The sequence below is a fragment of the Salinifilum ghardaiensis genome, from assembly GCF_054491345.1.
This window is the reverse complement of record NZ_CM137101.1, coordinates 3,929,597-3,951,315: the sequence shown is the minus strand read 5'-3', so window position 1 is coordinate 3,951,315 and position 21,719 is coordinate 3,929,597. Positions and strand designations below refer to the sequence as shown.

Sequence of the window (21,719 nt, the reverse complement as noted above, 5' to 3'; positions counted from 1 at the left end):
CGCGGGGGTGCACCGGGGCGGGAAGAGCGGGTCGCGAGAACCGCGGAAGAGCTCGGCTCAGATCTGGTAGGTCGGGGCGATGACCGCGCGGCCCACCGTGTGGAACGCGAGCATGAAGTTCACGACGGCCGGGCTGGCGGTGTCGTCCACGCCCAGCTTCTCGGTGTCCGCGGCGATGACCGCGAAGTAGTACCGGTGCGGCCGGTCGCCTTCCGGCGGGGCGGCGCCGCCGAAGGCGCGCTCGCCGAAGTCGTTGGCCACGTGGAAGGCCCCCGCCGGGACGCCCTGGCCGTTGCGGTTGCCGGCGTCCGCGGGCAGCTCGGCCACCGAGGCGGGGATGTCCACCATGGCCCAGTGCCAGAACCCGCCCGGGATCGGCGCGTCCGGGTCGAAGCAGGTCACCACGAAGCTCTTCGCGGATTCCCCGAAACCGCTCCAGCTCAGCTGGGGCGAGAGGTTCCGGCCGCCCATGCCCATGCCGTCGTAGGCGTGGGTCTGGTCCATGGGCTGCCCGTCGGTCACGTCGGTCGAAGCGAGGGTGAACTGCGGCACCTCGGGCAGCAGCGAGTACGGGTCCGGGTCAACCGGGCGCTGAAGGCTCATGAGTGCTCCTTTGCCTGCGGACGGTGAGTCGTGATCGCCCCGCCCCAGCGTAGAGGTCGGCTCCACCTCCGCGCCGTGTGGATCGTTTGCACCATGTGCACGGTCGCTGTGGATCGCGCACGCCGGGTGGGTAGCGTGTTCCCGGTCGGCGCGTCCGGCCGCACCGCCGCGGGCCGCGCCGGACGTGAGCAGAGAGGGGAGTGCCGCATGACCGCCGAACTGCCCGGGGCGTTCGAGGCGCTGTGCGTGGGCGAGACGATGTCGCTGATCGCGCCGGAGCAGCCGGTCGCCCTCGAGAACGCCGCGCGGTTCACCCTCTCCGCAGGGGGTGCGGAGTCCAATGTGGCGATGCACCTGGCCGGGCTGGGACACCGGGTCGGATGGGCGAGCAAAGTGGGCGACGACCCGCTCGGGCGGCGCCTCGTCGCCGACATCTCCGCCGCGGGCGTGGCCACCGACCTCGTCGCGACCGAATCCGCCGCGCCCACCGGGGTCTACTTCAAGAACCCCGGACCGGACGGCACGCGCGTGCACTACTACCGCTCCGGGTCCGCGGCCTCCACGATGGACGAGGGCTTCCTCGGCGACGGAGTGCTCGACGCCGTCGAGGTCCTGCACGTCAGCGGCATCACCCCCGCCCTGTCGGCGGCCTGCGACCGGATGGTGCAGCACCTGCTCGCGCGTCCACGCCGGCACCTGCTGTCGTTCGACGTGAACCACCGCCCCGCGATGTGGCCGGCCGAGCAGGCGGCGCCCCGGTTGCGGGAGCTCGCCGACCTCGCCGACATCGTGTTCGTCGGCCTCGACGAAGCAGCCGCGCTGTGGGGCGCGCGCACCGCGGAGGAGGTGCGGGCGATGCTGCCGCGCCCCGGCACCGTCGTCGTCAAGGACGCGGCGAACGCGGCCTGGGAGCTGGGCGCCGAGCCCGTGTCCGTTCCCGCGCCGCACGTCGACGTCGTGGAACCCGTGGGGGCGGGGGACGCCTTCGCCGCGGGGTACCTCGCGGGCGTCCTCCGCGGCTTCGACCCGCAGCGGCGCCTGCGGTTCGGCCACCTGCTCGCCGCGCACAGCCTGCTCAGCACCACCGACCAGACCGCGCCGCCGGAGGAATCCGCGCTCGCCGGCTGGTTGGACCGCTCCGATCAGAGCTGGCGCGCGCTCCGGTTCGGGGAGGGCTGAGATGCACACCTTCGACGAGCTGTTCACCGTCCCGGTCATGGCGATCCTGCGCGGGATGGATCCGCAGCGCACGGTCAGCCTCGCCGAGCGGGCGTGGGACCTGGGGATCCGCGCGGTGGAAGTGCCGATCGAAACGGGGGAGGCCGAGCCGTCCCTGCGGGCCGCCGTCGAAGCGGGCAGGCGGCGCGGACGCCCCGTCGGCGCCGGCACAGTGGTCGGCCTCGACCAGCTGCACGCGGCGCACGCCGCCGGCGCGGCGTTCACCGTCGCTCCCGGCCTGGATTCCGAAGTGCTGCGCACCAGCGAGGAGCTGCGAGTGCCGCACCTGCCCGGCGTGGCCACCCCGAGCGAGATGCAGTGGGCCCAACGGCTGGGGGTGACCTGGGTGAAGGCCTTCCCCGCCGCCGAGCTCTCCGCCGGGTGGTTCCGCGCGATGCGCGGACCGTTCCCGAGCATGCGCCTGGTCGCCACCGGCGGCGTGCACGCGGGCAACGCGGAGGAGTACCTCGCGGCCGGGGCCTCGGTGGTCGCCGTGGGTTCGGCGCTGGAGGACTCCGCGCAGCTGGCCAGGCTGGCCGACCTCGTCGGTGGCGCGGGCGCGCCGGGCTGAGCCGCCCTCCGGTGTGGCCCAGCACACCCGCGCGCCGCGCGGCGCTGCCGACCGCTGGTCACCTGCGACGATCGCGCGCGCTCCCGCTGCGCGGCGCTGCCCGGCGCCGTTGCGGGGGAGACGGGTGAAGCAGCTCATGGCGCCGCGTGCCGCGCCCGTTAGGATGGGCCGGCAAGCCTGCGGCGAAATCGGAGGAACCCGGTGCGAGTCCGGGGCGGTCGCGCCACTGTGACCGGGGAGCTGCCCCTGAGATGCCACGGCCCGGAACGGGCGGGAAGGCGGGGGAGGTGCGGTGATCCGGGAGCCAGGAGACTCCGAGCGCCGCAAACCCCCACCCGGGGCGCGCACCCCGAGAGAGAGGACGAGGCGTGACCGAATCCGCCAGTACACGTGTGCTGCTGCTGTCCACCGCCGACACCGACCTGCTCGCCGCACGTGCCTGCGAAGCGGACTACCGCGTGGCGAACCCGGCCCGCGTCTCTGCTGAGGAAGTGCCCGACCTGGTGTCCGGTGTGGACATCGTCGTTGTGCGGCTGCTCGGCGGCAAGCGCGCCTGGGAGGACGGGCTGGACGCGGTCCTCGAGACCGGTGTCCCGACCGTCGCGCTCGGCGGCGAGGCGACTCCGGACGCGGAGCTGATGGCCCTGTCCACCGTTCCCTCCGGTGTGGCCACCCAAGCCCTGTCCTACTTGGCGGAAGGTGGTCCGCGCAACCTCGCGCACCTGGCCTGGTTCCTCTCGGACACGGTGCTGCTCACCGGGACCGCGTTCGAGCCGCCGGAGAAGACCCCCGAGTTCGGTGTGCACGGCAGCCGGGAGCACGACCCCGCCCGCCCCACAGTCGGCGTCGTGTTCTACCGGGCGCACGCCCTGGCCGGGAACACCGCGTTCGTGGACGTGCTCGCCGACGAGGTCGAAGCCGCCGGTGCCAACGTGCTGCCGGTGTACTGCGGGTCGCTGCGCGGCCTGGCGGACGCCGAAGGGCTGCGCGAACTCCTCGGCGAGTGCGACGCCCTGATCGCCACGGTGCTCGCCGCGGGCGGTTCCGTGGCCGCCAACGCCAGCGCGGGCGGCGACGAGGACTCGTGGGACGCCGGCGCTCTGGCCGAACTGGACATTCCCGTGCTGCAGGGGATGTGCCTGACCAGCAGCCGTGCGCAGTGGGAGGAGAGCGACGCCGCGCTGTCCCCGATGGACGCCGCCATGCAGGTGGCCGTCCCCGAGTTCGACGGCCGCCTGATCAGCGTCCCGTTCTCCTTCAAGGAGTCCGGTGAGGACGAGATCCCGGTCTACGTCGCGGATCCGGAGCGCGCGCGGCGCGTCGCCGGGACAGCGGTGGCCCTGTCCCGGCTGCGCGGAACCCGCAACGGGGACAAGCGCCTCGGCGTCGTGCTGTCGTCGTACCCCACCAAGCACTCCCGCGTCGGCAACGCCGTCGGACTCGACACCCCCGCCTCGGCCGTGGTGCTGCTGCGCGCGCTCGAATCCGCCGGCTACGACCTCGGTGGTCTCGACACGTCCGGACTGGACGGCGACGCGCTGATCCACCGGCTCATCGCCGCGGGCGGGCACGACGTCGAGTGGCTCACCGAGGAGCAGATGTCGCAGGCCGCCGTCCGGATCCCGGCGACGCGCTACCGCGAGTGGTTCGACGCGCTGCCCAAGCCGCTGGCCGACAGCATGGTCGAGCACTGGGGAACGCCGCCGGGCGGCCTCTACGTCGACGAGGAAGGCGCGATCTACGTCGCCGCTCTGCGGTTCGGCAACGTGGTGCTGCTGATCCAGCCGCCGCGCGGCTTCGGCGAGAACCCCATCGCGATCTACCACGACCCGGACCTGCCGCCGTCGCACCAGTACTTCGCCGCCTACCGGTGGTTGGAGGAGGAGTTCGGCGCCGACGCCGTGGTGCACCTGGGCAAGCACGGCACGCTGGAGTGGTTGCCCGGCAAGGGGATCGGGCTGTCGGCCGACTGCGCCCCCGACCCGGTGCTGGGCGACATGCCGCTGGTGTACCCGTTCATCGTCAACGACCCGGGCGAGGGCACGCAGGCCAAGCGGCGCGGGCACGCGACGGTCATCGACCACATGATCCCGCCGATGGACCGGGCCGATTCCTACGGCGACATCGCGAAGCTGGAGCAGCTGCTCGACGAGTACGCGTTGGTGTCCGACATGGACCCGGAGAAGAAGCCGGCGCTGCGCGACCAGATCTGGGAGCTGGTCACCTCGGCCGAGCTGCACCACGACCTGCACCAGCAGGAGCAGCCGGACGCGGATTCGTTCGACGACTTCGTGATGCACATCGACGGCTACCTCTGCGAGATCAAGGACGTGCAGATCCGCGACGGGCTGCACGTGCTGGGCAGGGCCCCGCAGGACGAGGAGCTCGTCAACGACGCGCTCGCCGTGCTGCGCGCCCGGCAGGTCTTCGGCGGAGCGGTCGGCGCCGTCCCGGGGCTGCGCTCGGCGCTGGCCGAGCACTTCGGCATGGACGAGCAGGCGCTGCTCGCCGACCCCGGCAGCCGCGCGTCCGTGCCGAGCGCGCTGACCGACCTCGTGGACGGGCCCGCCGCCTCCGGGGCGGACGCGGTGGATCTGCTGGAGTCGCTGGCGCGGCGCATCGTGGAAGCCGTGGCCACCACCGGCTGGGACGCCGACCGCGCCGCCGCGACCGCGCAGGAGGTGCTCGGCGGCAGCGTGCCGCAGGTCGAGAAGGTCGCGCACTTCGCCTGCGCCGAACTCGTGCCGCGGCTGGCGCGCACCACCGACGAGATCGACAACGCGGTGCACGCCCTCGACGGCGGATTCGTCCAGTCCGGACCGTCCGGTTCGCCCACCCGGGGACTGGTCTCCGTGCTGCCGACGGGGCGGAACTTCTACTCGGTCGACCCCAAGGCCATCCCCTCGCGCAACGCCTTCGACGTCGGTTCGTCCCTGGCGGATTCGCTGATCGCGCGGCACGTGGCCGACCAGGGGTCCCACCCCCGCTCGGTCGGGCTCACCGTGTGGGGGACCTCGGCCATGCGGACGCAGGGCGACGACATCGCCGAGATCCTGTGGCTGCTGGGCTGCCGCCCCGCGTGGGACGACGCCTCGCGGCGCGTCACCGGGTTCGAGATCGTCCCGCTGGAGGAGCTCGGCCGTCCGCGCATCGACGTCGTGATGCGGATTTCCGGCTTCTTCCGGGACGCGTTCCCGCACGTGGTCAGCCTCGTCGACGACGCGATCCGCGCGGTCGCGCAACTCGACGAGTCCGATGCGGACAACTACGTGGCCGCGCACTACCGCGCCGATCTCGGCGAGCACGGCGACGAGCGCCGCGCCAGCTCGCGGATCTTCGGCTCGAAACCGGGGGCCTACGGCGCCGGCCTGCTGCCGCTCATCGATGCGCGGAACTGGCGCAGCGACGAGGACCTCGCCGAGGTGTACGCCACCTGGGGCGGCTACGCCTACGGGCGGGGCCTCGACGGGCGGGAGGCCCGCGCCGAGATGGAGACGGCGTTCAAGCGCATCCAGGTCGCCGCGAAGAACGTCGACACCCGCGAGCACGACATCGCCGACTCCGACGACTACTTCCAGTACCACGGCGGCATGGTCGCCATGGTCCGCTCGCTGTCCGGGCAGAACCCCGAGGCCTACGTCGGGGACTCGGCCGTGCCGCACGCGGTGAAGACCCGCACCCTCGGCGAGGAGACCAAGCGCGTCTTCCGGGCGCGCGTGGTCAATCCGAAGTGGATCAACGCCATGCGCCGGCACGGGTACAAGGGCGCGTTCGAGATGGCGGCCACCGTGGACTACCTTTTCGGCTTCGACGCCACGGCCGAAGTGGTCGACGACTGGATGTACTCCAAGCTCGCCGAGACCTACGTGTTCGACGACGAGGTCCGGCAGTTCCTCAACGACGCCAACCCGTGGGCGCTGCGCGGCATGACCGAGCGGCTGCTGGAGGCCGCCGACCGCGGTCTCTGGGAGGAGCCCGACCAGGAGAAGCTGGAGGAGCTGCGGTCGATCTACCTCGAGCTCGAAGGCGAGCTCGAGGAGTAGCCGATCCGGCGGGAGACGGCGCTTCCCGGGACGCGGGTCCTCGAGCACGGGGGTTCTCGAGCACGCGGGCCCTCGAGCACGCGGGTCCTCGAGCACGCGGGTCCTCGAGCACGGCCTGCTGCCCGACATGCCGGGACGTGTCGGGCAGCAGGCCGGTCCGAGTTCTGCGACGTACGGCATGCGCGTGCCGTGTTCGATCGTTTTCTGCCGTGTGCCAGTGGATCTGGATGTCCACTGTGTCCTGACGCGCAGTGTTCTCCGCCGGCCAACTTCACCGGATCGAGTGGTGGGGGACGGGGGTGCCGAAAACCTCTCGCACTGTGACCCTGCTGAGTGGGGACACTCCGGTGCGGATGCGAACGGTCCGCTCCGGGAGCGGTAACACCAGGGAGGAGAGGGAGTCATGGCGCGAGGCAGTACTCCGCGGAGGAGCAGGCACGTCACGGCCGTGCTGTCCGCGGCCGCGGTGGTGTCGGGGTCGATCGCTGCGGCCGGGATCGCGGGCACGGCGCACGCCGCTCCTGAGCAGCCCGCCGCCGCGGCCTCCTCGGCCGCGGCGCAGGCACCGCCGATCGTGGGCGGCGAACCCGCCCCGATCGCAGCGAGCCCGTGGGTGGTGTACCTGAGTGATGGCCAGGGCAACCAGTTCTGCGGGGGAACGCTCGTGCGCTCGAACAAGGTGGTGACCGCGGCGCACTGCGTGGAGGGGGAGTCCGCGGGTTCGGTCGAGGTCGTCTCCGGACGTGCGGACAAGAACACGGACGCGGGAACAGTGTCCGAGGTCACATCAGTGTGGACACATCCGTCCTATCGGAACCCGCAGGCGGGGGCCGACATCGCCGTGCTCACGCTCGCAGGTGAGCTGCGGCAGCCGACGCTGGACCTCGCCGCACCGCAGGACGAGCAGCTCTACGCGCCCGGCACGCCCGCCACGGTGTACGGCTGGGGGACGACGAGCGAGGGCGGGCAGTCCTCCGACGTGCTGCGCAGCGCCGAAGTGCCGCTGGTCGGCGACGAGAAGTGCGGCGCGGCCTACGGCGGCGACTTCGACGCCAGCGCGATGGTGTGCGCGGGCCTGCCCGAAGGCGGTGTGGACAGCTGCCAGGGCGACTCCGGAGGTCCCCTGGTCGCCGGTGACCGGCTGGTCGGGATCGTCTCCTGGGGCAACGGGTGCGCCCGGCCGGGATCGCCGGGGGTCTACACCCGCACGGCCGCCTACCAGCAGGACGTGGTCGCCCAGCTGAACGCGTGAACCGCACCCGCTCGCCGGCGGCGCGGCAGCGCGGAGGGCGCGGAGACGGGTGCGCGGCGCGGCCCGCCGACCCGCGGCGGAGGGTGGACGCGGCGGTGCGGGAACCGCCTCGCGCCGCCGCACCTCCCCGCTGGCGGCAGGTGCTCAGCCCGCCACCAGGCCGATCGAGATCGTGACGAAAGCGGTGGCGCTGACGAGGTCGAGGGTTCGACCGACCCGGGGGTTGCGCAGCCGGTCGGCGATGTGCCCCGCCCCCAGGACGATCGCGAGCTCCCAGACGGCGGCGAGGGCGAGGAACAGCACGCCGAGCACGACGAGCTGCGCGGCGGGGTAGGCGGCGGAGCCGACGAACTGCGGCAGGAAGGCCAGGCTGAACAGCAGCATCTTCGGGTTGGTGATGTTGCTGAGGAAGCCGCGGGTGAACGGTTTCGCCGTCTCGGCGTGCCGCGCGGGCAGCCCGCTGCGGGCCTCCCGTCGCGCCAACCAGAGCCCGCGCAGGATGCTCCCGGCCAGGTAGAGCAGGTAGGCCGCGCCGATCCACTTCAACGTGGACAGCACCGCCGGCTGCTGCGTGATGAGCGCGCCGAGCCCGGAGATCACCACGGTCATCTGCACCGCGCTGGCGCTGTGGATGCCGAGCAGGGCGCGCAGGCCGGCGCCCCGTCCCTGGTGCAGCGAGGTGCGCAGCAGGAGGAACGTGTCCACGCCCGGGGTGAGGATCACGACGAGGCTGGCGATCAGGAACGCGGGCACCGTGCTGAGATCCACGAACACGTCCTCCTCCTCACACGATCAGGTTCGATCTGCCGGTGGCTACCGGCACGGGTCGGGACGCGTCGGGTGCGCCCCGTTCGATGCAAAGCCCCCAGTGCGCACATCCATGTGCTCAACATGCCCATGGAGAGGAAAATTTCCGCGCTTTATCCATGGTAACGGGATTTTTTCCGGGAACCATGTGAGTTGTGCCTCCGCCCGGCGAGCGCGCGGGGGCACTACGGTGATCGGCTGGCGCAACCCGGTGAGAGGAGGCACCCCGTGGCGAGGTGCGACGGGAACGGAGACGCCGCCGGCGCCCCCGGTGCGGAGGCGGGTGGGCGCGGCCGGCTCGTGCGCGGTGCGGGCGTGCTCGGCGGTGTGGTCACCGTTCTGGCCGGGATGTCCCCGGCCGCGCAGGCCGTCACCGCCGAGCCGAAGGTGCTCGGCGGGGAGCGGAGCGACACGAGCCGGGCTCCGTGGGTGGTGGCGCTCACCGACGCCGAGGGGCGGCAGTTCTGCGGCGGCACGCTCGTGCGCCCCGGCAAGGTCGTCACCGCGGCCCACTGCACCGTCGACCAGCTCACCGGCGTCGAGCGCCCGTCGGAGGACCTGCACGTGGTGGCCGGGCGCAGCGACCTGCGCACCGACGCCGGGAGCGAGGCCACCGTCGCCGACGTGTGGCGCCACCCCGACTACCGCGACGTGCAGCACGGCGACGACATCGCGGTGCTCACGCTGCGCGACCCGCTGCCGCAGCCGACGATCGACCTCGTCGAGCCGGGTGATGCGGAGTCGTACCGCCCCGGCACGCGCGGCACCGTGTACGGCTGGGGCCGCACCGCCGAGTCCGGTCCGTCCTCACCCGTGCTGCGCTCCGCCGAGGTGCCCGTGGCGGCGAACGCGGAGTGCGCGGAGACCTACTCCGAGTACGACCGGTCCGCGATGTTCTGCGCCGGAGTTCCCCGGGGCGGCGTGGACTCCTGCGCCGGGGACTCCGGTGGCCCCTACGTGGTCAACGGGCGGCTGGCCGGCGTCGTCTCCTACGGCGACGGGTGCGGCCGCCCGGACACCCCGGGGGTGTACACCCGCACCTCGGGCTACGTCCCGCTGCTCGAGGGGCAGCTGTGAGCCCGCCTGCGAGCCGCCTGCGCGGTGCTCCGGCGCAGGCCGGGGCGCCCAGCGGCGCGCCCCCGGCGGGGTGGCGTGCCTAACGGTGCGGCGGGGTCGGGCGAACCGGGCGGGCGCTGCTGTGGTATCCACGAACAGGTGATACTTCAGCCGCTCGCGACTGCTGTCCACCGGGCGTACACCGCCGATCTGGACGCGACCGATTTCTACCGCATGCTGCGCCTGCGGGTCGACGTGTTCGTCGTGGAGCAGAACTGCCCGTACCGCGAGCTGGACGACCGCGATCTCGAGGAGACCACCCGGCACTTCTGGATCGACTCCGCCGACGGAGTCGTCCTCGGCTACCTCCGGCTGCTGGAGGAGCCCGACGGCACGTACCGCATCGGCCGGGTGTGCACCGAGGCGGGCGCCCGCGGCATGGGGCTGGCGCGCAAGCTGATGCGCGCCGCGCTCGCCGAGATCAGGCGCAGTCCGGCCGTGCTGTCCGCGCAGGTGGACAAGGCCGGCTTCTACCGCTCCTTCGGCTTCGTCGAGAGCGGTCCGGTCCACGACGAGGACGGCATCCCGCACGTCGACATGCGGCTGGCCGAGTGAGGCCAGGCCCCGGCCGGGTCGCGGACCTCCTGCGCAGCTCGGGTGGAGCGCCGCAGCGCGGAACGGCCCGGTGAGCTCCCGCGGGCTCCGTGGGACTTCTCTCCGATCGGGCCCGCTGTGTTGGATCCGTGATCGCGCTCTGCCAGGATGCTGGTGGACCTGCAGGAAACGGTTCCACGAGGGGGCGCCAGGGAAGCCGGTGCGAATCCGGCACGGCCGGCGCCACTGTGACCGGGGAGCGGACCTCCCGCGCGGGCCACCGGACCGCGGCGCACGGACGCCGCCCCGGGAAGGCCGGAGGGACGCGAGGATCCGGGAGTCAGGACACTGCCGCCCCTCGCCCCGACACCCCGGGCGTCCGAGACCGGAGGAAGGAAGACCTTGGTATGACTGCCTCGCCGCAGGCCTCCCGCGTGAGTCCGCGCTTCCCGTTTTCCGCCGTCGTCGGGCACGACGACCTGCGGTTGGCGTTGCTGCTGAACGCGGTGCACCCCCGCATCGGCGGTGTGCTGGTGCGCGGTGAGAAGGGCACGGCGAAGTCGACGGTGGTGCGAGCGCTGGCCTCGCTGCTGCCGGTGCTGGACGTGGTGCCGGAATGCCGGTTCGCCTGCTCCCCCGCGCAGCCCGACGCGCAGTGCCCGGACGGTCCGCACGCCTCCGCGGAGGCGCAGCACCGCGCGGCGCGCCTGGTGGAGCTGCCCGTCGGCGCCACCGAGGACCGGCTGCTCGGATCGCTGGACGTGGAGCGGGCGCTGTCCGAGGGCGTCCGCGCCTACCAGCCCGGCCTGCTGGCCGCGGCGCACCGGGGCGTGCTCTACGTCGACGAGGTCAACCTGCTGCACGACCACCTCGTGGACGTCCTGCTGGACGCGGCGGGGATGGGGCGCGCGCACGTCGAGCGGGAGGGCGTGTCCGTCTCGCACGCGGCGTCGTTCGTCCTGGTCGGGACGATGAACCCGGAGGAGGGCGAGCTCCGGCCGCAGCTGCTCGACCGGTTCGGGCTGGCGGTGGAGGTCGGTGCCGACCGCGAGGTCGGGACCCGGTCCGAGGTGATGCGCCGCCGCCTGGCCTTCGAGGACGACCCCGAGGGGTTCGCCGCGCGGTGGGCCGCCGAGGAGGCCGAGCTGGCCGAGCGGATCGCGCGGGCGCGCGACCAGGTGGGCAAGGTCGTCCTGCCCGACGCGGAACTGCGCCGCATCGCTGCGCTGTGCGCGTCGTTCGAGGTGGACGGGATGCGCGCGGACCTCGTGCTGGCGCGCACCGCGGTGGCGCACGCGGCCTGGCGCGGTGCGGACGCCGTGGCCGCCACCGACGTGGAGACGGCGGCGAAGCTCGTGCTGCCGCACCGGCGGCGCCGCGATCCGTTCGACGAACCGGGTGTGGACGACGACCAGCTGCAGCAGGCGCTCGACGACGCCGCGCAGCACGCGGACGAGCCCGGTGACGACCAGGGCGGCGGTTCGGACGGCGACGGGGACGACTCGGGCGGAACGGACGGCGACGGAGGGCCGGACGACGAAGGGCCGGACGACGGTGGTCCCGATGACGACGGCCCCGGCGGCGGCGCGCCCGAACCGGAGGAGCAGCAGGCCTCGGCGCCCTCCTCGCAGTCGCAGGGGCAGGAGTCCGAGGACTCGGACGGTTCCTCGCCGGCGCCGCAGGAGCGCCGCGCGCCGGCGCCCGGGTCCGAGTTCCGCGCGCGCCTGCTGGAAGTTCCCGGCACGGGGGAGGGAGCTCCCGGCCGCCGCAGCCGCGCCCGCTCGCGCACGGGACGCGGGGTGCGCGCCTCGTCCCACGAGGGGTACGGGGTCCACCTTCCGTCCACTGTGGTCGCTGCTGCTCCGCACCAGCACGCGCGGGGGCGCAGCGGCCCCGGTCTGGTGGTGCGCAACGAGGACGTGCGCCGCACGGTGCGCGAGGGGCGCGAGGGGAACCTCGTGCTGTTCGCCGTGGACGCGTCCGGCTCGATGGCCGCGCGGGAGCGGATGTCCGCGGTCAGCGGCGCGGTGCTGTCACTGCTGCGGGACGCCTACCAGCGCCGGGACAAGGTCGGCGTGATCTCCTTCCGCGGGGAGTCCGCCGAGGTGGTGCTGCCACCGACGTCCTCTGTGGACGTTGCTGCGGCGCGGATGCGCCAGCTGCGCACCGGTGGCCGCACGCCGCTGGCCGACGGACTGCTGCGCGCGCAGCGGGTGGTGGACAGCGAGCGGGTGCGCGATCCGCAGCGCCGCCCGTTGCTGGTGCTGCTCACCGACGGCAAGGCGACGGTCCCGGCGAACGCGGCGACCGCCCCGAGCGGATCCCGGCAGCGGGCGCGGCAGGCGAGCGCCGATGCGGTGCGCGCGGCCGGCGTGCTCGCCGAGCGGGAGGTCGCCGGTGTGGTCGTGGACTGCGAGCAGGGGCCGGTGCGGCTCGGACTGGCCGGTCAGGTGGCCGCTGCGCTCGGTGCTTCCGCGCTGCGGCTGGAGGAGCTCTCGGCCGATGCGGTGGCCGGCGTGGTGCGCGCGGCGCAGCAGCCGGCGGGGGCGGTTCGGCGCGCCGCATGAGCGCGCCGTACACGAATTTTTATCGTGTTTTGGGAAACGCCGCATGGTTGCTACGGTGATCACCGTCCACCTGACCCCCAGGGGTGGACCCGCGAAGTGCCCCTGCGCTCCCGGTGACCCCCAGGCCGGTTGAGCGTGGGGGCCTTCTTCACGCGGAACCGATCGCTCCGCATCCGATGCAGTCCGGAAGTGCGTGAGCGGCAACCGCTCCCGCGGTGCTCCCGGTAGGAGGCGGCGCGCGGACCGGTGCCGCCAACCGCCCGGTTCGTCGGAGAAAGTGAGCCTTCTCCTGCGCGCATCGGCGCGCAGGGGGAGGTTGGTTAGGGTCGGACTATGCCACAGGGACAGCCAACGACAGTGCCCGACGACGGGCTCACCACGCGCCAACGGCGCAACCGCCCGCTGGTCGTGGTGCACACGGGGGAGATGAAGGGGAAGTCCACGGCCGCCTTCGGTCTCGCGCTGCGCGGCTGGAACCAGGGCTGGTCGATCGGCGTGTTCCAGTTCGTGAAGTCCGCGAAGTGGCGCGTCGGCGAGGAGAGCGCCTTCCGCGCCCTCGGGCGCGCGCACGAGGAGACCGGTGAGGGCGGTCCCGTCGAGTGGAACAAGATGGGCGAAGGCTGGTCGTGGACGCGCAAGAAGTCCACGACCGAGGACCACGCCGCCGCCGCGCTCGAGGGCTGGGAGGAGATCGAGCGGCGCCTGCAGGCGCAGCAGCACACCGTCTACGTCCTCGACGAGTTCACCTACCCGCTGCACTGGGGCTGGGTGGACGTGCAGCGCGTCGTCGAGGCGCTGCGCACGCGCCCCGGGTACCAGCACGTCGTGATCACCGGCCGCAACGCGCCGCAGGAGCTCGTCGACGCCGCGGACCTGGTGATGCGCACCGACAAGGTCAAGCACCCGATGGACGCCGGGCAGAAGGGGCAGAAGGGCATCGAGTGGTGAACGACGCACGCGTCGTGGTTGCCGCTCCCGCGTCCGGCCACGGCAAGACGACGGTGGCCACAGGACTGCTCGCTGCGCTGCGGCAACGCGGTGCGCAGGCCGCGCCGTTCAAGATCGGCCCCGACTACGTCGACCCCGGGTACCACCGGTTGGCATGCGGGCGGCCGGGGCGCAACCTCGACCCCGTGCTGGTCGGCGAGGAGCGCATCGCCCCGCTGTTCCGGCACGGCTCCGCGGACGCGGAGCTGTCCGTCATCGAGGGCGTGATGGGGCTGTTCGACGGGCGCATCGCACCGACCGGTGGCTCCGCCGCCCCGGAGGGCAGCACCGCGCGGGTCGCCGAGCTGCTCGCCGCCCCCGTGGTGCTGGTCGTCGACGCGCGCGGGCAGGGGCACAGCCTCGCCGCGCTGCTGCACGGGTTCCGCACCTACCGCGCGGACGTGCGCCTGGACGGGGTGATCCTCAACCACGTGGGCTCGGCGCGGCACGAGCAGGTGCTCACCGACGCAGCGCACGCGGCGGGGGTGCGGGTGCTGGGCGCCATCCCGCGGGAGGAGGCGCTGCGCGTCCCGTCCCGCCACCTGGGCCTGGTCACCGCGGTCGAACGCGGAACCGAGGCGGCCGAGGCGGTCGAGGCGATGGGCGAGGTCGTGGCCCGCTCGGTCGACCTGGAGGCGGTGCGCGCGCTCGCGGCCGGCGCCGCTCCGGTGCGCTCCTCCCGCTGGACCCCGGCGGAGGAGGTGACCGCGCACGCCGGTGCTCCCGTGATCGCCGTGGCCGGGGGGCCGGCCTTCACCTTCGGCTACCCGGAGCACCTGGAACTGCTCGAGGCGGCGGGTGCGCGGGTGCGCGTGGTGGATCCGCTGCACGCCGAGGCGCTGCCCGAGGGCACCGCGGGCCTGGTGCTGCCCGGGGGGTTCCCCGAGGAGCACCGCGCGCAGCTGTCCGCCAACACCGCGCTGCGCGAGGAGGTCGCGCGCTTCGCGGGCGCCGGCGGGCCGGTGCACGCCGAGTGCGGCGGCCTGCTCTACCTCGGCGAGGAGCTGGACGGGCACCCGATGTGCGGCGCGCTGCCCGCGCGGGCGCGCATGTCCGAGCGCCTCACGCTGGGCTACCGCTCCGCCGTGGCCGCCTGCGATTCCAGTGTTGTCGACGAAGGAGCACACGTGAACGGGCACGAGTTCCACCGCACGGTCCTGGAACCGGCGGGTGGTGATCCGCCCGCGTGGCAGTGGCGGGACGGCGCGGGGCGCCTCCGCCGCGAGGGCTACGTCATCGGGGGTGTGCACGCCTCCTACCTGCACGTGCACCCGGCCGGGGCGCCGGGGACGGTCGAGCGGTTCGTCGCGGGGTGTGCTCGGTGAGGCTGGTCGGAGTCGGCGTCGGCCCGGGCGATCCGGACATGCTGACGGTGGGCGCGCTGCGCGAGATCGAGGCGGCCGGGACCGTCTTCGTGCCGGTGCTGGACTCCGGCGAGCAGGGGCGTGCCGAAGCGGTGGTGCGCGCGCACCTCGATCCGGCGGACGCGGACGAACGGGTGCAGCGCCTCGTGTTCGCGCTGGCCGATCCCGTCGACGGGTCGCAGCAGCGGCGGCACCGGCACTGGGACGGGGCGGCGACCGCGGTCGCGGAGGCGCTGCGCGAGCGCGGTGGGACCGCGGTGTTCGCGACCCTCGGCGACCCCTCGGTGTACTCCACGTTCAGCTACCTCGCCGGGGCGGTGCGCGAGCTCGTGCCCGGCGTGGAGGTCGTCGGTGTCCCGGGGATCACCGCGATGCAGGCGACCGCCGCCCAGGCGGACGTCGCCCTGACCGAAGGCGCCGAACCGCTGACGGTGATCCCCGTGATGCGCGACGTGTCCGCGCTGCGGGACGCGCTGCGCGGGCGCGGTACGGTCGTGGCCTACAAGGGCGGGAGGCGGCTCGGCGAGCTGCGCGCGGCGATCGAACAGGCCGGCGCGCTGGACCGCGCGATCTACGCCGAGCACGTGGGAACCCCGGACGCGCGCGTTCTCCCGCTTTCCCAGGTAAATGTGTCCGATGTGGATGACGGTGCTGCGGCGCCGTATCTGTCCACTGTGGTAGTGCTTCCACCCCGAGGCGGGAGAGGAGAGCAATGGTGAGTGGCCGGATCTCGTTCATCGGCGCCGGGCCAGGCGCGGCGGATCTCATCACGTTGCGCGGAGCCAATCGGATCGCCGAAGCCGACATCGTGGTGTGGGCGGCGAGCCTGGTCACCCCGGAGTGCGTGCGGGACCACGCCCGCAGCGACGCGGAACTGGTGGACTCCTCGCGGATGACCCACGAGCACGCCCTGGAGATCTACCGGCGCGCCGAGCAGGAGAAGCTCAAGGTGGCCCGGGTGCACTCCGGGGATCCCTCCCTCTGGGGGGCGGTGCAGGAGCAGTACGACGCCTGCGTGCGGATGAACGTCGAAGTGGAGATCGTGCCCGGCGTGGCCGCGTTCTCCGCGGCGGCGGCCGCGGTCGGGCGGGAGCTGACCGTGCCGGAGGTCGCCCAGTCGCTGGTGCTGACGCGCCTCGAGGGCGGCAAGACGCCCATGCCGGAGGGGGAGAAGGTCCGCGAGTTCGCCAAGCACGGCACGACGATGGCGCTGTTCCTGTCCGCGGCGCGGACCGGGCAGCTCGTCGACGAGCTGCGCGCGGGCGGCTACTCCGACGACACGCCCGTGCTCGTCGCCTACAAGGTGACCTGGCCGGACGAGCTGCTGCTGCGCACGACCATCGGTGAGCTGGAGGCCACGGTCAAGGAGCACAAGCTCTGGCGGCACACGCTGTACCTCGTCGGCGAGGGGTTGACCGCCGGAGGCACGCGCTCGCACCTCTACCACGCGGGGCACTTCCACACCTTCCGGCGCGCCGATCGCAACGCCCGGCGCGAGCTGCGGGAGCAGCGGAAGCAGCGCTCCCGCGGCGGTGCGGAGGCGACGGCCGGGCGGCAGGAGGGCTCCGCTGCCGCGGAATCCGCCCCGGCCGCCCGGCAGGTCGAGTCCGCCGCCCGGCAGGTCGAGTCCGAAGAGGCGACCGCCCCGGCGGCCGAGACCGCCCCGGTGACCGGAACCGCCCCCGCGGAGGGGAAGGCCGCCGCGGGGGGGAAGACCACCGCCGAGGCGAGCGCGGAGAACCGCGCGGTGGATCCGGACGTCGCCTGGTGGGCGGTGCGCGAGTGGCAGGAGGAGGCGCGCTCCGGGCAGTCCTCCGCCGCCCGCGGGAACCAGAACCGCCCCCGCGCGGCCCGGGCGGACGAGGCCCAGTCCGAGCTGTTCGGTGTGGGCGCCGAGGAGGGGGGTTCCACCGCCGCGGACACCGCGGCGGTCGCGGACACCGCGGCGGGCTCCGGAACGGCCGCGGAGGCCGCGCCGGAGGTGCGAGCGGAGCGGGGAGGCGCCACCGGGTCCGAGGAGGCGTCGGCTTCCGGCGCCGCGGACGCGGCGGGCTCGACCGCGCGGACCGCCGGCTCGGGCAGCTCCGCTCCGGGCAAGTCGACCAGGACGGGCAAGGGCGGCCGCTCGACCAAATCGGGGGGCGGCAAGAGCGGCAAGCGCCGTTCCGCTGCGAACTCGGAGGCGAACAGCGCGAAGCGGGATGACCAGTAGCGACAGCGGGAGACCGCACGAGCAGGGGGCCGATGCGCAGCCCCGGCCGCGTGACCCCGACCTTCCGCGCACCGCCAAGGAGCGTCCGAAAGCGCTGCGCACCGGGTTCACCACGGGTGCGTGCTCGGCGGCAGCCGCGCGGGCCGCCGCCGAGCTGCACCGCACCGGAACAGCACCGGCCACTGTGGACATCGAGTTCCCGGACGGCGAGCGGCGCCGGTTCGCGGTCGACTCGGCCGCCGCGGAGCCGCCCGCCACCGCGGTCGTCGTCAAGGACGCCGGCGACGACCCGGACGCGACGCACGGCGCCCGCATCACGGTGACCGTCCGCCCCCGCACCGACGGTGCGGTCGAGCTGCACGGCGGCGAAGGCGTCGGCACGGTCACGCAGGCCGGCCTCGGCCTGCAGGTCGGCGGGCCCGCGATCAACCCCGTCCCGCGGCGGATGATCACCGCTGCGGTGCGGGAGGGGCTCGGCGACGAGGGCGCTGACGTGACCGTCGCGGTCCCCGGCGGTGAGGAGATGGCGCGCAGGACCACCAACCGGCGGCTGGGGATCATCGGCGGCATCTCCATCCTCGGCACCACCGGCATCGTGCGCCCGTTCTCCACCGCCTCGTGGCGCGCCAGCGTGGAGCAGGCCGTGTCGGTGCTCGCCGCGCAGCGCGGCAGCACCCTCGTGCTCTCCACCGGCGGGCGCACCGAACGCGCCGCGATGCGGCTGCTGCCCGACGAGCCCGAAGCGGCCTTCGTCGAGGTGGGCGACTTCACCGGCGCCGCGTTGCGCCGCGCCGTGGAGAACGAGCTCGGTGAGATCGTGTTCATCGGCATGATCGGCAAGCTCACGAAGCTGGCCTCCGGGGTCGTGATGACCCACTACACGCGTTCCAAAGTGGATACCGACCTGCTCGCGCGGATCACCACCGAGTTCGGCGGCAGCGAGGAGGACGCCGAGCACGTCCGCGCCGCTCCGACCGCGCGGCGCGCCTACGAGGTCTGGCAGCGCACCGGCGTGCTCTCGGCGTGTGCGGAACGGCTGTGCGGGCAGGTGGCCGCAGTATTGGAGCAGTTCACCGCGGACTGCGGTCGGCGGCTGCCGGCGCGCGTGGCGATGGTGGATTTCAGCGGCGAATACGTGGTAGCGGCGACAGAGGCGAGGTGGGTGACGTGGCCGTCACAGTGATCGGCGTCGACGGAGCGGAGCTTCCCCGGGGCGGCGCGGAGCTCGTCGACTCGGCGAAGCTCGTCATCGGAGGGCGGCGGCACCTGCGGTCGCACGCCCCGGAGAGCGCGCGCACCCTCGAACTGGGTCCCCTGGAGCCCGCGCTCAACGCGCTGTCGGCCCTGGCCGCCGACGAGGAGGCCGTGGTGCTCACCTCGGGCGATCCCGGGTTCTTCGGCGCGTTGCGGGCGTTGAAGGAGCGCGGCGTGCACTGCTCGGTGCTGCCGGCGACCTCGAGCGTGCAGCGGCTGATGGCGCGCGCGGGGCGACCGTGGGACGACGTGACCGTGGTGAGCGCGCACGGCCGGGAGCTGGAGCGCGCGATCAACGTCTGCCGCGCCCGCCCGGCCACGGCCGTGCTCACCGCTCCCGGTGCGGGGCCTGCGCAGATCGGTTCCGGCCTGACCGGCTGGCGGCGCACCATGACCGTCGCCGAGGACCTGGGCGGCGAGTTCGAGAACGTGGTCACGCTCGACCCGGCCGAGGCGGCCGCCCGCACGTGGCAGGAGCCGAACATCGTGCTGTGCCTGGCCGACCAGGACGCGGTGCCGCAACGGGGCTGGTTCGCCGGTGGCGAGCCGCTGCCCCCGGACGGGTGGGGCCTGCCGGAGGAGGATTTCTCCCACCGCGACGGCATGATCACCAAGTCCGAGGTGCGCGCGGTCGCGCTGTCGAAGCTGGCACCGCGACCGGGGACCCTCGTCTGGGACGTCGGAGCGGGCTGCGGCTCGGTCGCCGTGGAGTGCGCGCGGCTGGGCTCGGCCGCCATCGCGGTGGAGTCGGACGAGGCGCAGACGGTGCGGATGATCACCAACTCCGCCCGGCACGGGGTGGACGTCCGCGTGGAGGAGGGGCGGGCGCCGCAGGCGCTGCGGCAGCTGCCCCGGCCGGACGCGGTGTTCGTGGGCGGCGGTGGCAGCGAGGTGGTCACCACGTGCGCGAACGTCGGGGCGAACCGCGTGGTCGTCGCCCTCGCGGCGCTGGACCGGATCGCCCCGGCGCGCGATGCGCTGCGCAGCGCGGGCTACGCGGTCGAAGGCGTCCAGGTCGCGGCGAGCAGGCTCGCCGACCTGCCGGACGGATCGGCGCGGTTGGAGGCGGCCAACCCCGTCGTGCTGCTGACGGGGAGCACGCGGGGCAGTGGTGGTACCCGGTCGGACGGCGGCCGGGGTCGGACAACGGACAAGGAGCAGTCGTGATCGGTTTGTTCGCGGTGACCGCGGCGGGACGCCGTGCCGCGGCCGAGCTCGCCGCCCGGATGGGACCGGAGGCGGTCGTCGCGGACGGCCCGGTCTCCGCGGCGGTGCGCCGGTTGTGGGACCACCTCGACGGCGCGGTGTTCTTCCTCGCCAGCGGGGCCACGATCCGCCTGGTGGCGCCGCTGCTGCGGGACAAGCACACCGACCCGGGCGTGGTGTGCGTCGACGAGGCGCGGCACCACGCCGTCGCGCTCCTCGGCGGGCACTCCGGCGGGGCGAACGCGCTGGCCGAACAGGTCGGCGACGTGCTCGGTGCGACGCCGGTGGTGACCACGGCCAGCGACGCCACCGGCAGCACCCCGCTGGACGAGGTGGTCGAGGCGCTGGACGCGGTCGTCGACGGCGATCTCGCCGGTTGCGGGGTCGCCGTGCTCAACGGCGAACCGGTGCGGGTGGTCAACCCGCACGGCTTCCCGCTGCCCGCGCTGCCGGAGAACGTCCGCACCGACGTCGAGGAGCCGCGGTGGACGGTTCTGGTGGACGACCGGCACCGCCCGGACTTCGACGAGACGGACAACGTCCTGCGGCTGGTGCCGCGGACGCTCGTGGTCGGTGTCGGTTCGGCCAGCGGGGTCTCCCGCACCGCGGTGGTCGAGACGCTCGCCCGGCTGGAGTCCGAGCACGACCTCGACCCGCGCGCGATCCGCGCCGCGGCCAGCGTCGACCTCAAGGCCGAGGAGACCGGCATCCTGCAGGCGGTGCAGGACCTGGGCTTCTGGCACTCCAGCGACGGCGGTGACGAGCTGCCGCTGCTGACCTACCCGGCCCAGCAGCTCGCCGAGGTCGCCGTGCCCAACCCGAGCGAGACCGTGCGGGCCGAGGTCGGCACGCCCAGCGTCTCCGAGGCCGCGGCGCTGACCGGAGCCGCCGAGCTCGCCGAGGGCGGGGAGGTGCAGCTCGTCGCGGACAAGATCAAGGGCGCGGACGTCACCGCCGCCGCCGCCCGGATCCGCCCCCGGGGGCGGCTGGCGATCGTCGGCCTGGGCCCGGGGACCCCCGAACTGCGCACCGCGCGCGTGGAGGCGGAACTGCGCCGCGCCTCCGTGGTCGTCGGGCTGGACCAGTACCTCGACCAGGTGCGGCACCTGCTGCGGCCGGGCACCGAGGTCCGCAGCAGCGGCCTCGGCCAGGAGGAGGCCAGGGCCGAGGAAGCCGTGACGCTGGCGCGGACCGGCAACGCCGTGGCGCTCATCGGTTCCGGCGACGCCGGCGTGTACGCCATGGCCAGCCCCGCGCTGGAGAAGGCGTCCTCGGACATCGAGGTGGTGGGCGTTCCGGGGGTGACCGCGGCGCTCGCGGCCTCGGCGCTGCTCGGCGCGCCGCTCGGCCACGACCACGTGCTCATCAGCCTGTCCGACCTGCACACGCCGTGGGAGATCATCGAGCGGCGCGTGCGCGCCGCGGCGGAGGGCGACCTCGTGGTGTGCTTCTACAACCCGCGGTCGGTGCAGCGCGACTGGCAGCTGGGGCGTGCGCTGGAGATCCTCGCCGAGTCCCGACCGGCGACCACGCCGGTCGGCGCCGTGCGGCAGGCCTACCGGCCCGACCAGGGCGTTTGGTGCGCACCGATCGCCGAGTTCGATCCGGGTTCGGTGGACATGCTCACCACCGTGATCGTGGGCTCCTCGCAGTCGGCCGTGCTCAGCGACCGCTTCGTCACGCCGCGCGGCTACCGGTGGATGACCAGCGATGCCTGAGGACCCGCTGGTGATCACCACCGACTGCACCGCCTGCGGCGCGTGCCTGCTGACGTGCCCGGAGCACGCGCTGCGCCCCGCTCCGGGGCGCCCGCGGGTGGTGGCCGACCGGTGCACCGCCTGCGGCGAGTGCGTGGAGATCTGCCCGGCCGATGCCATCCGCCTGCTGGAGTAGGTTCCTGCCCGGGCAGGGTGCCGCGCCCGCCGCAGCGGCAGCGGGCGCGACCGGGAGCTCTCCGGCCCCGGCCGCGCCGCCCCGCTCGGGGC

At 73.9% G+C, this 21,719-nt stretch carries 17 protein-coding genes and 2 riboswitches; of the genes, 15 read left to right on the top strand and 2 right to left on the bottom strand.

The features are described 5' to 3' along the window. Nucleotides 1-57: 57 nt before the first annotated feature. Nucleotides 58-603, bottom strand: coding sequence for a YbhB/YbcL family Raf kinase inhibitor-like protein (locus tag ACVGV0_RS17990; RefSeq protein WP_459156860.1), 546 nt, complete (start codon nucleotides 601-603; stop codon nucleotides 58-60). Between the two features lie 207 nt (nucleotides 604-810). Here ACVGV0_RS17990 and ACVGV0_RS17985 point away from each other — a divergent pair, with 207 nt between their 5' ends. From ACVGV0_RS17985 to ACVGV0_RS17970, 4 genes are all read left to right on the top strand, one after another. After that, complete coding sequence (locus tag ACVGV0_RS17985; protein ID WP_459156859.1) at nucleotides 811-1,782, top strand: sugar kinase; 972 nt, start codon at nucleotides 811-813, stop codon at nucleotides 1,780-1,782. Between the two features lies 1 nt (nucleotide 1,783). Beyond that, nucleotides 1,784-2,392: a bifunctional 4-hydroxy-2-oxoglutarate aldolase/2-dehydro-3-deoxy-phosphogluconate aldolase gene (locus ACVGV0_RS17980; protein ID WP_459156858.1), complete on the top strand. Its 609-nt coding sequence runs from the start codon at nucleotides 1,784-1,786 to the stop codon at nucleotides 2,390-2,392. A 192-nt stretch (nucleotides 2,393-2,584) separates the two neighbouring features. After that, a riboswitch (cobalamin riboswitch) is annotated at nucleotides 2,585-2,706 on the top strand. 54 nt (nucleotides 2,707-2,760) lie between these two features. Beyond that, entirely contained in the window at nucleotides 2,761-6,435 is a 3,675-nt protein-coding gene (gene cobN / locus ACVGV0_RS17975) for a cobaltochelatase subunit CobN (protein WP_459156857.1), read from the top strand. A 403-nt stretch (nucleotides 6,436-6,838) separates the two neighbouring features. Then, complete coding sequence (locus tag ACVGV0_RS17970) at nucleotides 6,839-7,687, top strand: S1 family peptidase (protein ID WP_459156856.1); 849 nt, start codon at nucleotides 6,839-6,841, stop codon at nucleotides 7,685-7,687. Nucleotides 7,688-7,831: 144 nt separating this feature from the next. On the opposite strand, the gene ACVGV0_RS17965 is transcribed toward ACVGV0_RS17970, so the two are convergent. Beyond that, nucleotides 7,832-8,461 (bottom strand): LysE family translocator, encoded by a 630-nt coding sequence (locus ACVGV0_RS17965; protein WP_459156855.1) that lies wholly within the window; start codon nucleotides 8,459-8,461, stop codon nucleotides 7,832-7,834. Nucleotides 8,462-8,722: 261 nt separating this feature from the next. On the opposite strand from ACVGV0_RS17965, the gene ACVGV0_RS17960 reads away from it, so the two are divergent. From ACVGV0_RS17960 to ACVGV0_RS17910, 11 genes are all read left to right on the top strand, one after another. Next, nucleotides 8,723-9,571, top strand: a complete 849-nt coding sequence (locus tag ACVGV0_RS17960) for a S1 family peptidase (protein ID WP_459156854.1) — start codon at nucleotides 8,723-8,725, stop codon at nucleotides 9,569-9,571. A 138-nt stretch (nucleotides 9,572-9,709) separates the two neighbouring features. Next, entirely contained in the window at nucleotides 9,710-10,165 is a 456-nt protein-coding gene (locus tag ACVGV0_RS17955; RefSeq protein WP_459156853.1) for a GNAT family N-acetyltransferase, read from the top strand. A gap of 191 nt (nucleotides 10,166-10,356) precedes the next feature. Then, a riboswitch (cobalamin riboswitch) is annotated at nucleotides 10,357-10,493 on the top strand. A 58-nt stretch (nucleotides 10,494-10,551) separates the two neighbouring features. Next, complete coding sequence (locus tag ACVGV0_RS17950; RefSeq protein WP_459156852.1) at nucleotides 10,552-12,711, top strand: magnesium chelatase subunit D family protein; 2,160 nt, start codon at nucleotides 10,552-10,554, stop codon at nucleotides 12,709-12,711. 333 nt (nucleotides 12,712-13,044) lie between these two features. Further along, complete coding sequence (cobO, locus tag ACVGV0_RS17945) at nucleotides 13,045-13,659, top strand: cob(I)yrinic acid a,c-diamide adenosyltransferase (protein ID WP_459156851.1); 615 nt, start codon at nucleotides 13,045-13,047, stop codon at nucleotides 13,657-13,659. Then, entirely contained in the window at nucleotides 13,653-15,023 is a 1,371-nt protein-coding gene (locus ACVGV0_RS17940) for a cobyrinate a,c-diamide synthase (RefSeq protein WP_459156850.1), read from the top strand. Before cobO ends, ACVGV0_RS17940 begins: the two co-directional genes overlap by 7 nt. After that, nucleotides 15,020-15,781: a precorrin-2 C(20)-methyltransferase gene (gene cobI / locus ACVGV0_RS17935; RefSeq protein WP_459156849.1), complete on the top strand. Its 762-nt coding sequence runs from the start codon at nucleotides 15,020-15,022 to the stop codon at nucleotides 15,779-15,781. Before ACVGV0_RS17940 ends, cobI begins: the two co-directional genes overlap by 4 nt. After that, complete coding sequence (cobM, locus tag ACVGV0_RS17930) at nucleotides 15,775-17,274, top strand: precorrin-4 C(11)-methyltransferase (RefSeq protein WP_459156848.1); 1,500 nt, start codon at nucleotides 15,775-15,777, stop codon at nucleotides 17,272-17,274. The genes cobI and cobM overlap by 7 nt, the downstream gene beginning before the upstream one ends. Beyond that, nucleotides 17,264-18,457 carry a cobalt-precorrin-5B (C(1))-methyltransferase gene (locus ACVGV0_RS17925; RefSeq protein WP_459156847.1) on the top strand — a complete coding sequence of 398 codons (1,194 nt, stop codon included), beginning with the start codon at nucleotides 17,264-17,266 and terminating at the stop codon, nucleotides 18,455-18,457. Before cobM ends, ACVGV0_RS17925 begins: the two co-directional genes overlap by 11 nt. Continuing rightward, nucleotides 18,442-19,695, top strand: a complete 1,254-nt coding sequence (gene cbiE / locus ACVGV0_RS17920; protein WP_459156846.1) for a precorrin-6y C5,15-methyltransferase (decarboxylating) subunit CbiE — start codon at nucleotides 18,442-18,444, stop codon at nucleotides 19,693-19,695. Before ACVGV0_RS17925 ends, cbiE begins: the two co-directional genes overlap by 16 nt. Beyond that, on the top strand, nucleotides 19,692-21,452 hold the full coding sequence (gene cobJ, locus ACVGV0_RS17915; RefSeq protein ID WP_459156845.1) for a precorrin-3B C(17)-methyltransferase: 1,761 nt from the start codon (nucleotides 19,692-19,694) through the stop codon (nucleotides 21,450-21,452). The genes cbiE and cobJ overlap by 4 nt, the downstream gene beginning before the upstream one ends. Then, nucleotides 21,445-21,627 carry a DUF362 domain-containing protein gene (locus ACVGV0_RS17910; protein ID WP_459156844.1) on the top strand — a complete coding sequence of 61 codons (183 nt, stop codon included), beginning with the start codon at nucleotides 21,445-21,447 and terminating at the stop codon, nucleotides 21,625-21,627. The genes cobJ and ACVGV0_RS17910 overlap by 8 nt, the downstream gene beginning before the upstream one ends. The last annotated feature ends 92 nt before the right edge of the window (nucleotides 21,628-21,719 follow it).

What these genes read in the sequence shown, in the direction of transcription:
- ACVGV0_RS17990 (WP_459156860.1), bottom strand. Translation starts at nt 603, where the DNA reads ATGAGCCTTCAGCGCCCGGTTGACCCGGACCCGTACTCGCTGCTGCCC.
- ACVGV0_RS17985 (WP_459156859.1), top strand. Translation starts at nt 811, where the DNA reads ATGACCGCCGAACTGCCCGGGGCGTTCGAGGCGCTGTGCGTGGGCGAG.
- ACVGV0_RS17980 (WP_459156858.1), top strand. Translation starts at nt 1,784, where the DNA reads ATGCACACCTTCGACGAGCTGTTCACCGTCCCGGTCATGGCGATCCTG.
- ACVGV0_RS17970 (WP_459156856.1), top strand. Translation starts at nt 6,839, where the DNA reads ATGGCGCGAGGCAGTACTCCGCGGAGGAGCAGGCACGTCACGGCCGTG.
- ACVGV0_RS17950 (WP_459156852.1), top strand. Translation starts at nt 10,552, where the DNA reads ATGACTGCCTCGCCGCAGGCCTCCCGCGTGAGTCCGCGCTTCCCGTTT.
- cobO (WP_459156851.1), top strand. Translation starts at nt 13,045, where the DNA reads ATGCCACAGGGACAGCCAACGACAGTGCCCGACGACGGGCTCACCACG.
- cobM (WP_459156848.1), top strand. Translation starts at nt 15,775, where the DNA reads ATGGTGAGTGGCCGGATCTCGTTCATCGGCGCCGGGCCAGGCGCGGCG.
- ACVGV0_RS17925 (WP_459156847.1), top strand. Translation starts at nt 17,264, where the DNA reads ATGACCAGTAGCGACAGCGGGAGACCGCACGAGCAGGGGGCCGATGCG.
- ACVGV0_RS17910 (WP_459156844.1), top strand. Translation starts at nt 21,445, where the DNA reads ATGCCTGAGGACCCGCTGGTGATCACCACCGACTGCACCGCCTGCGGC.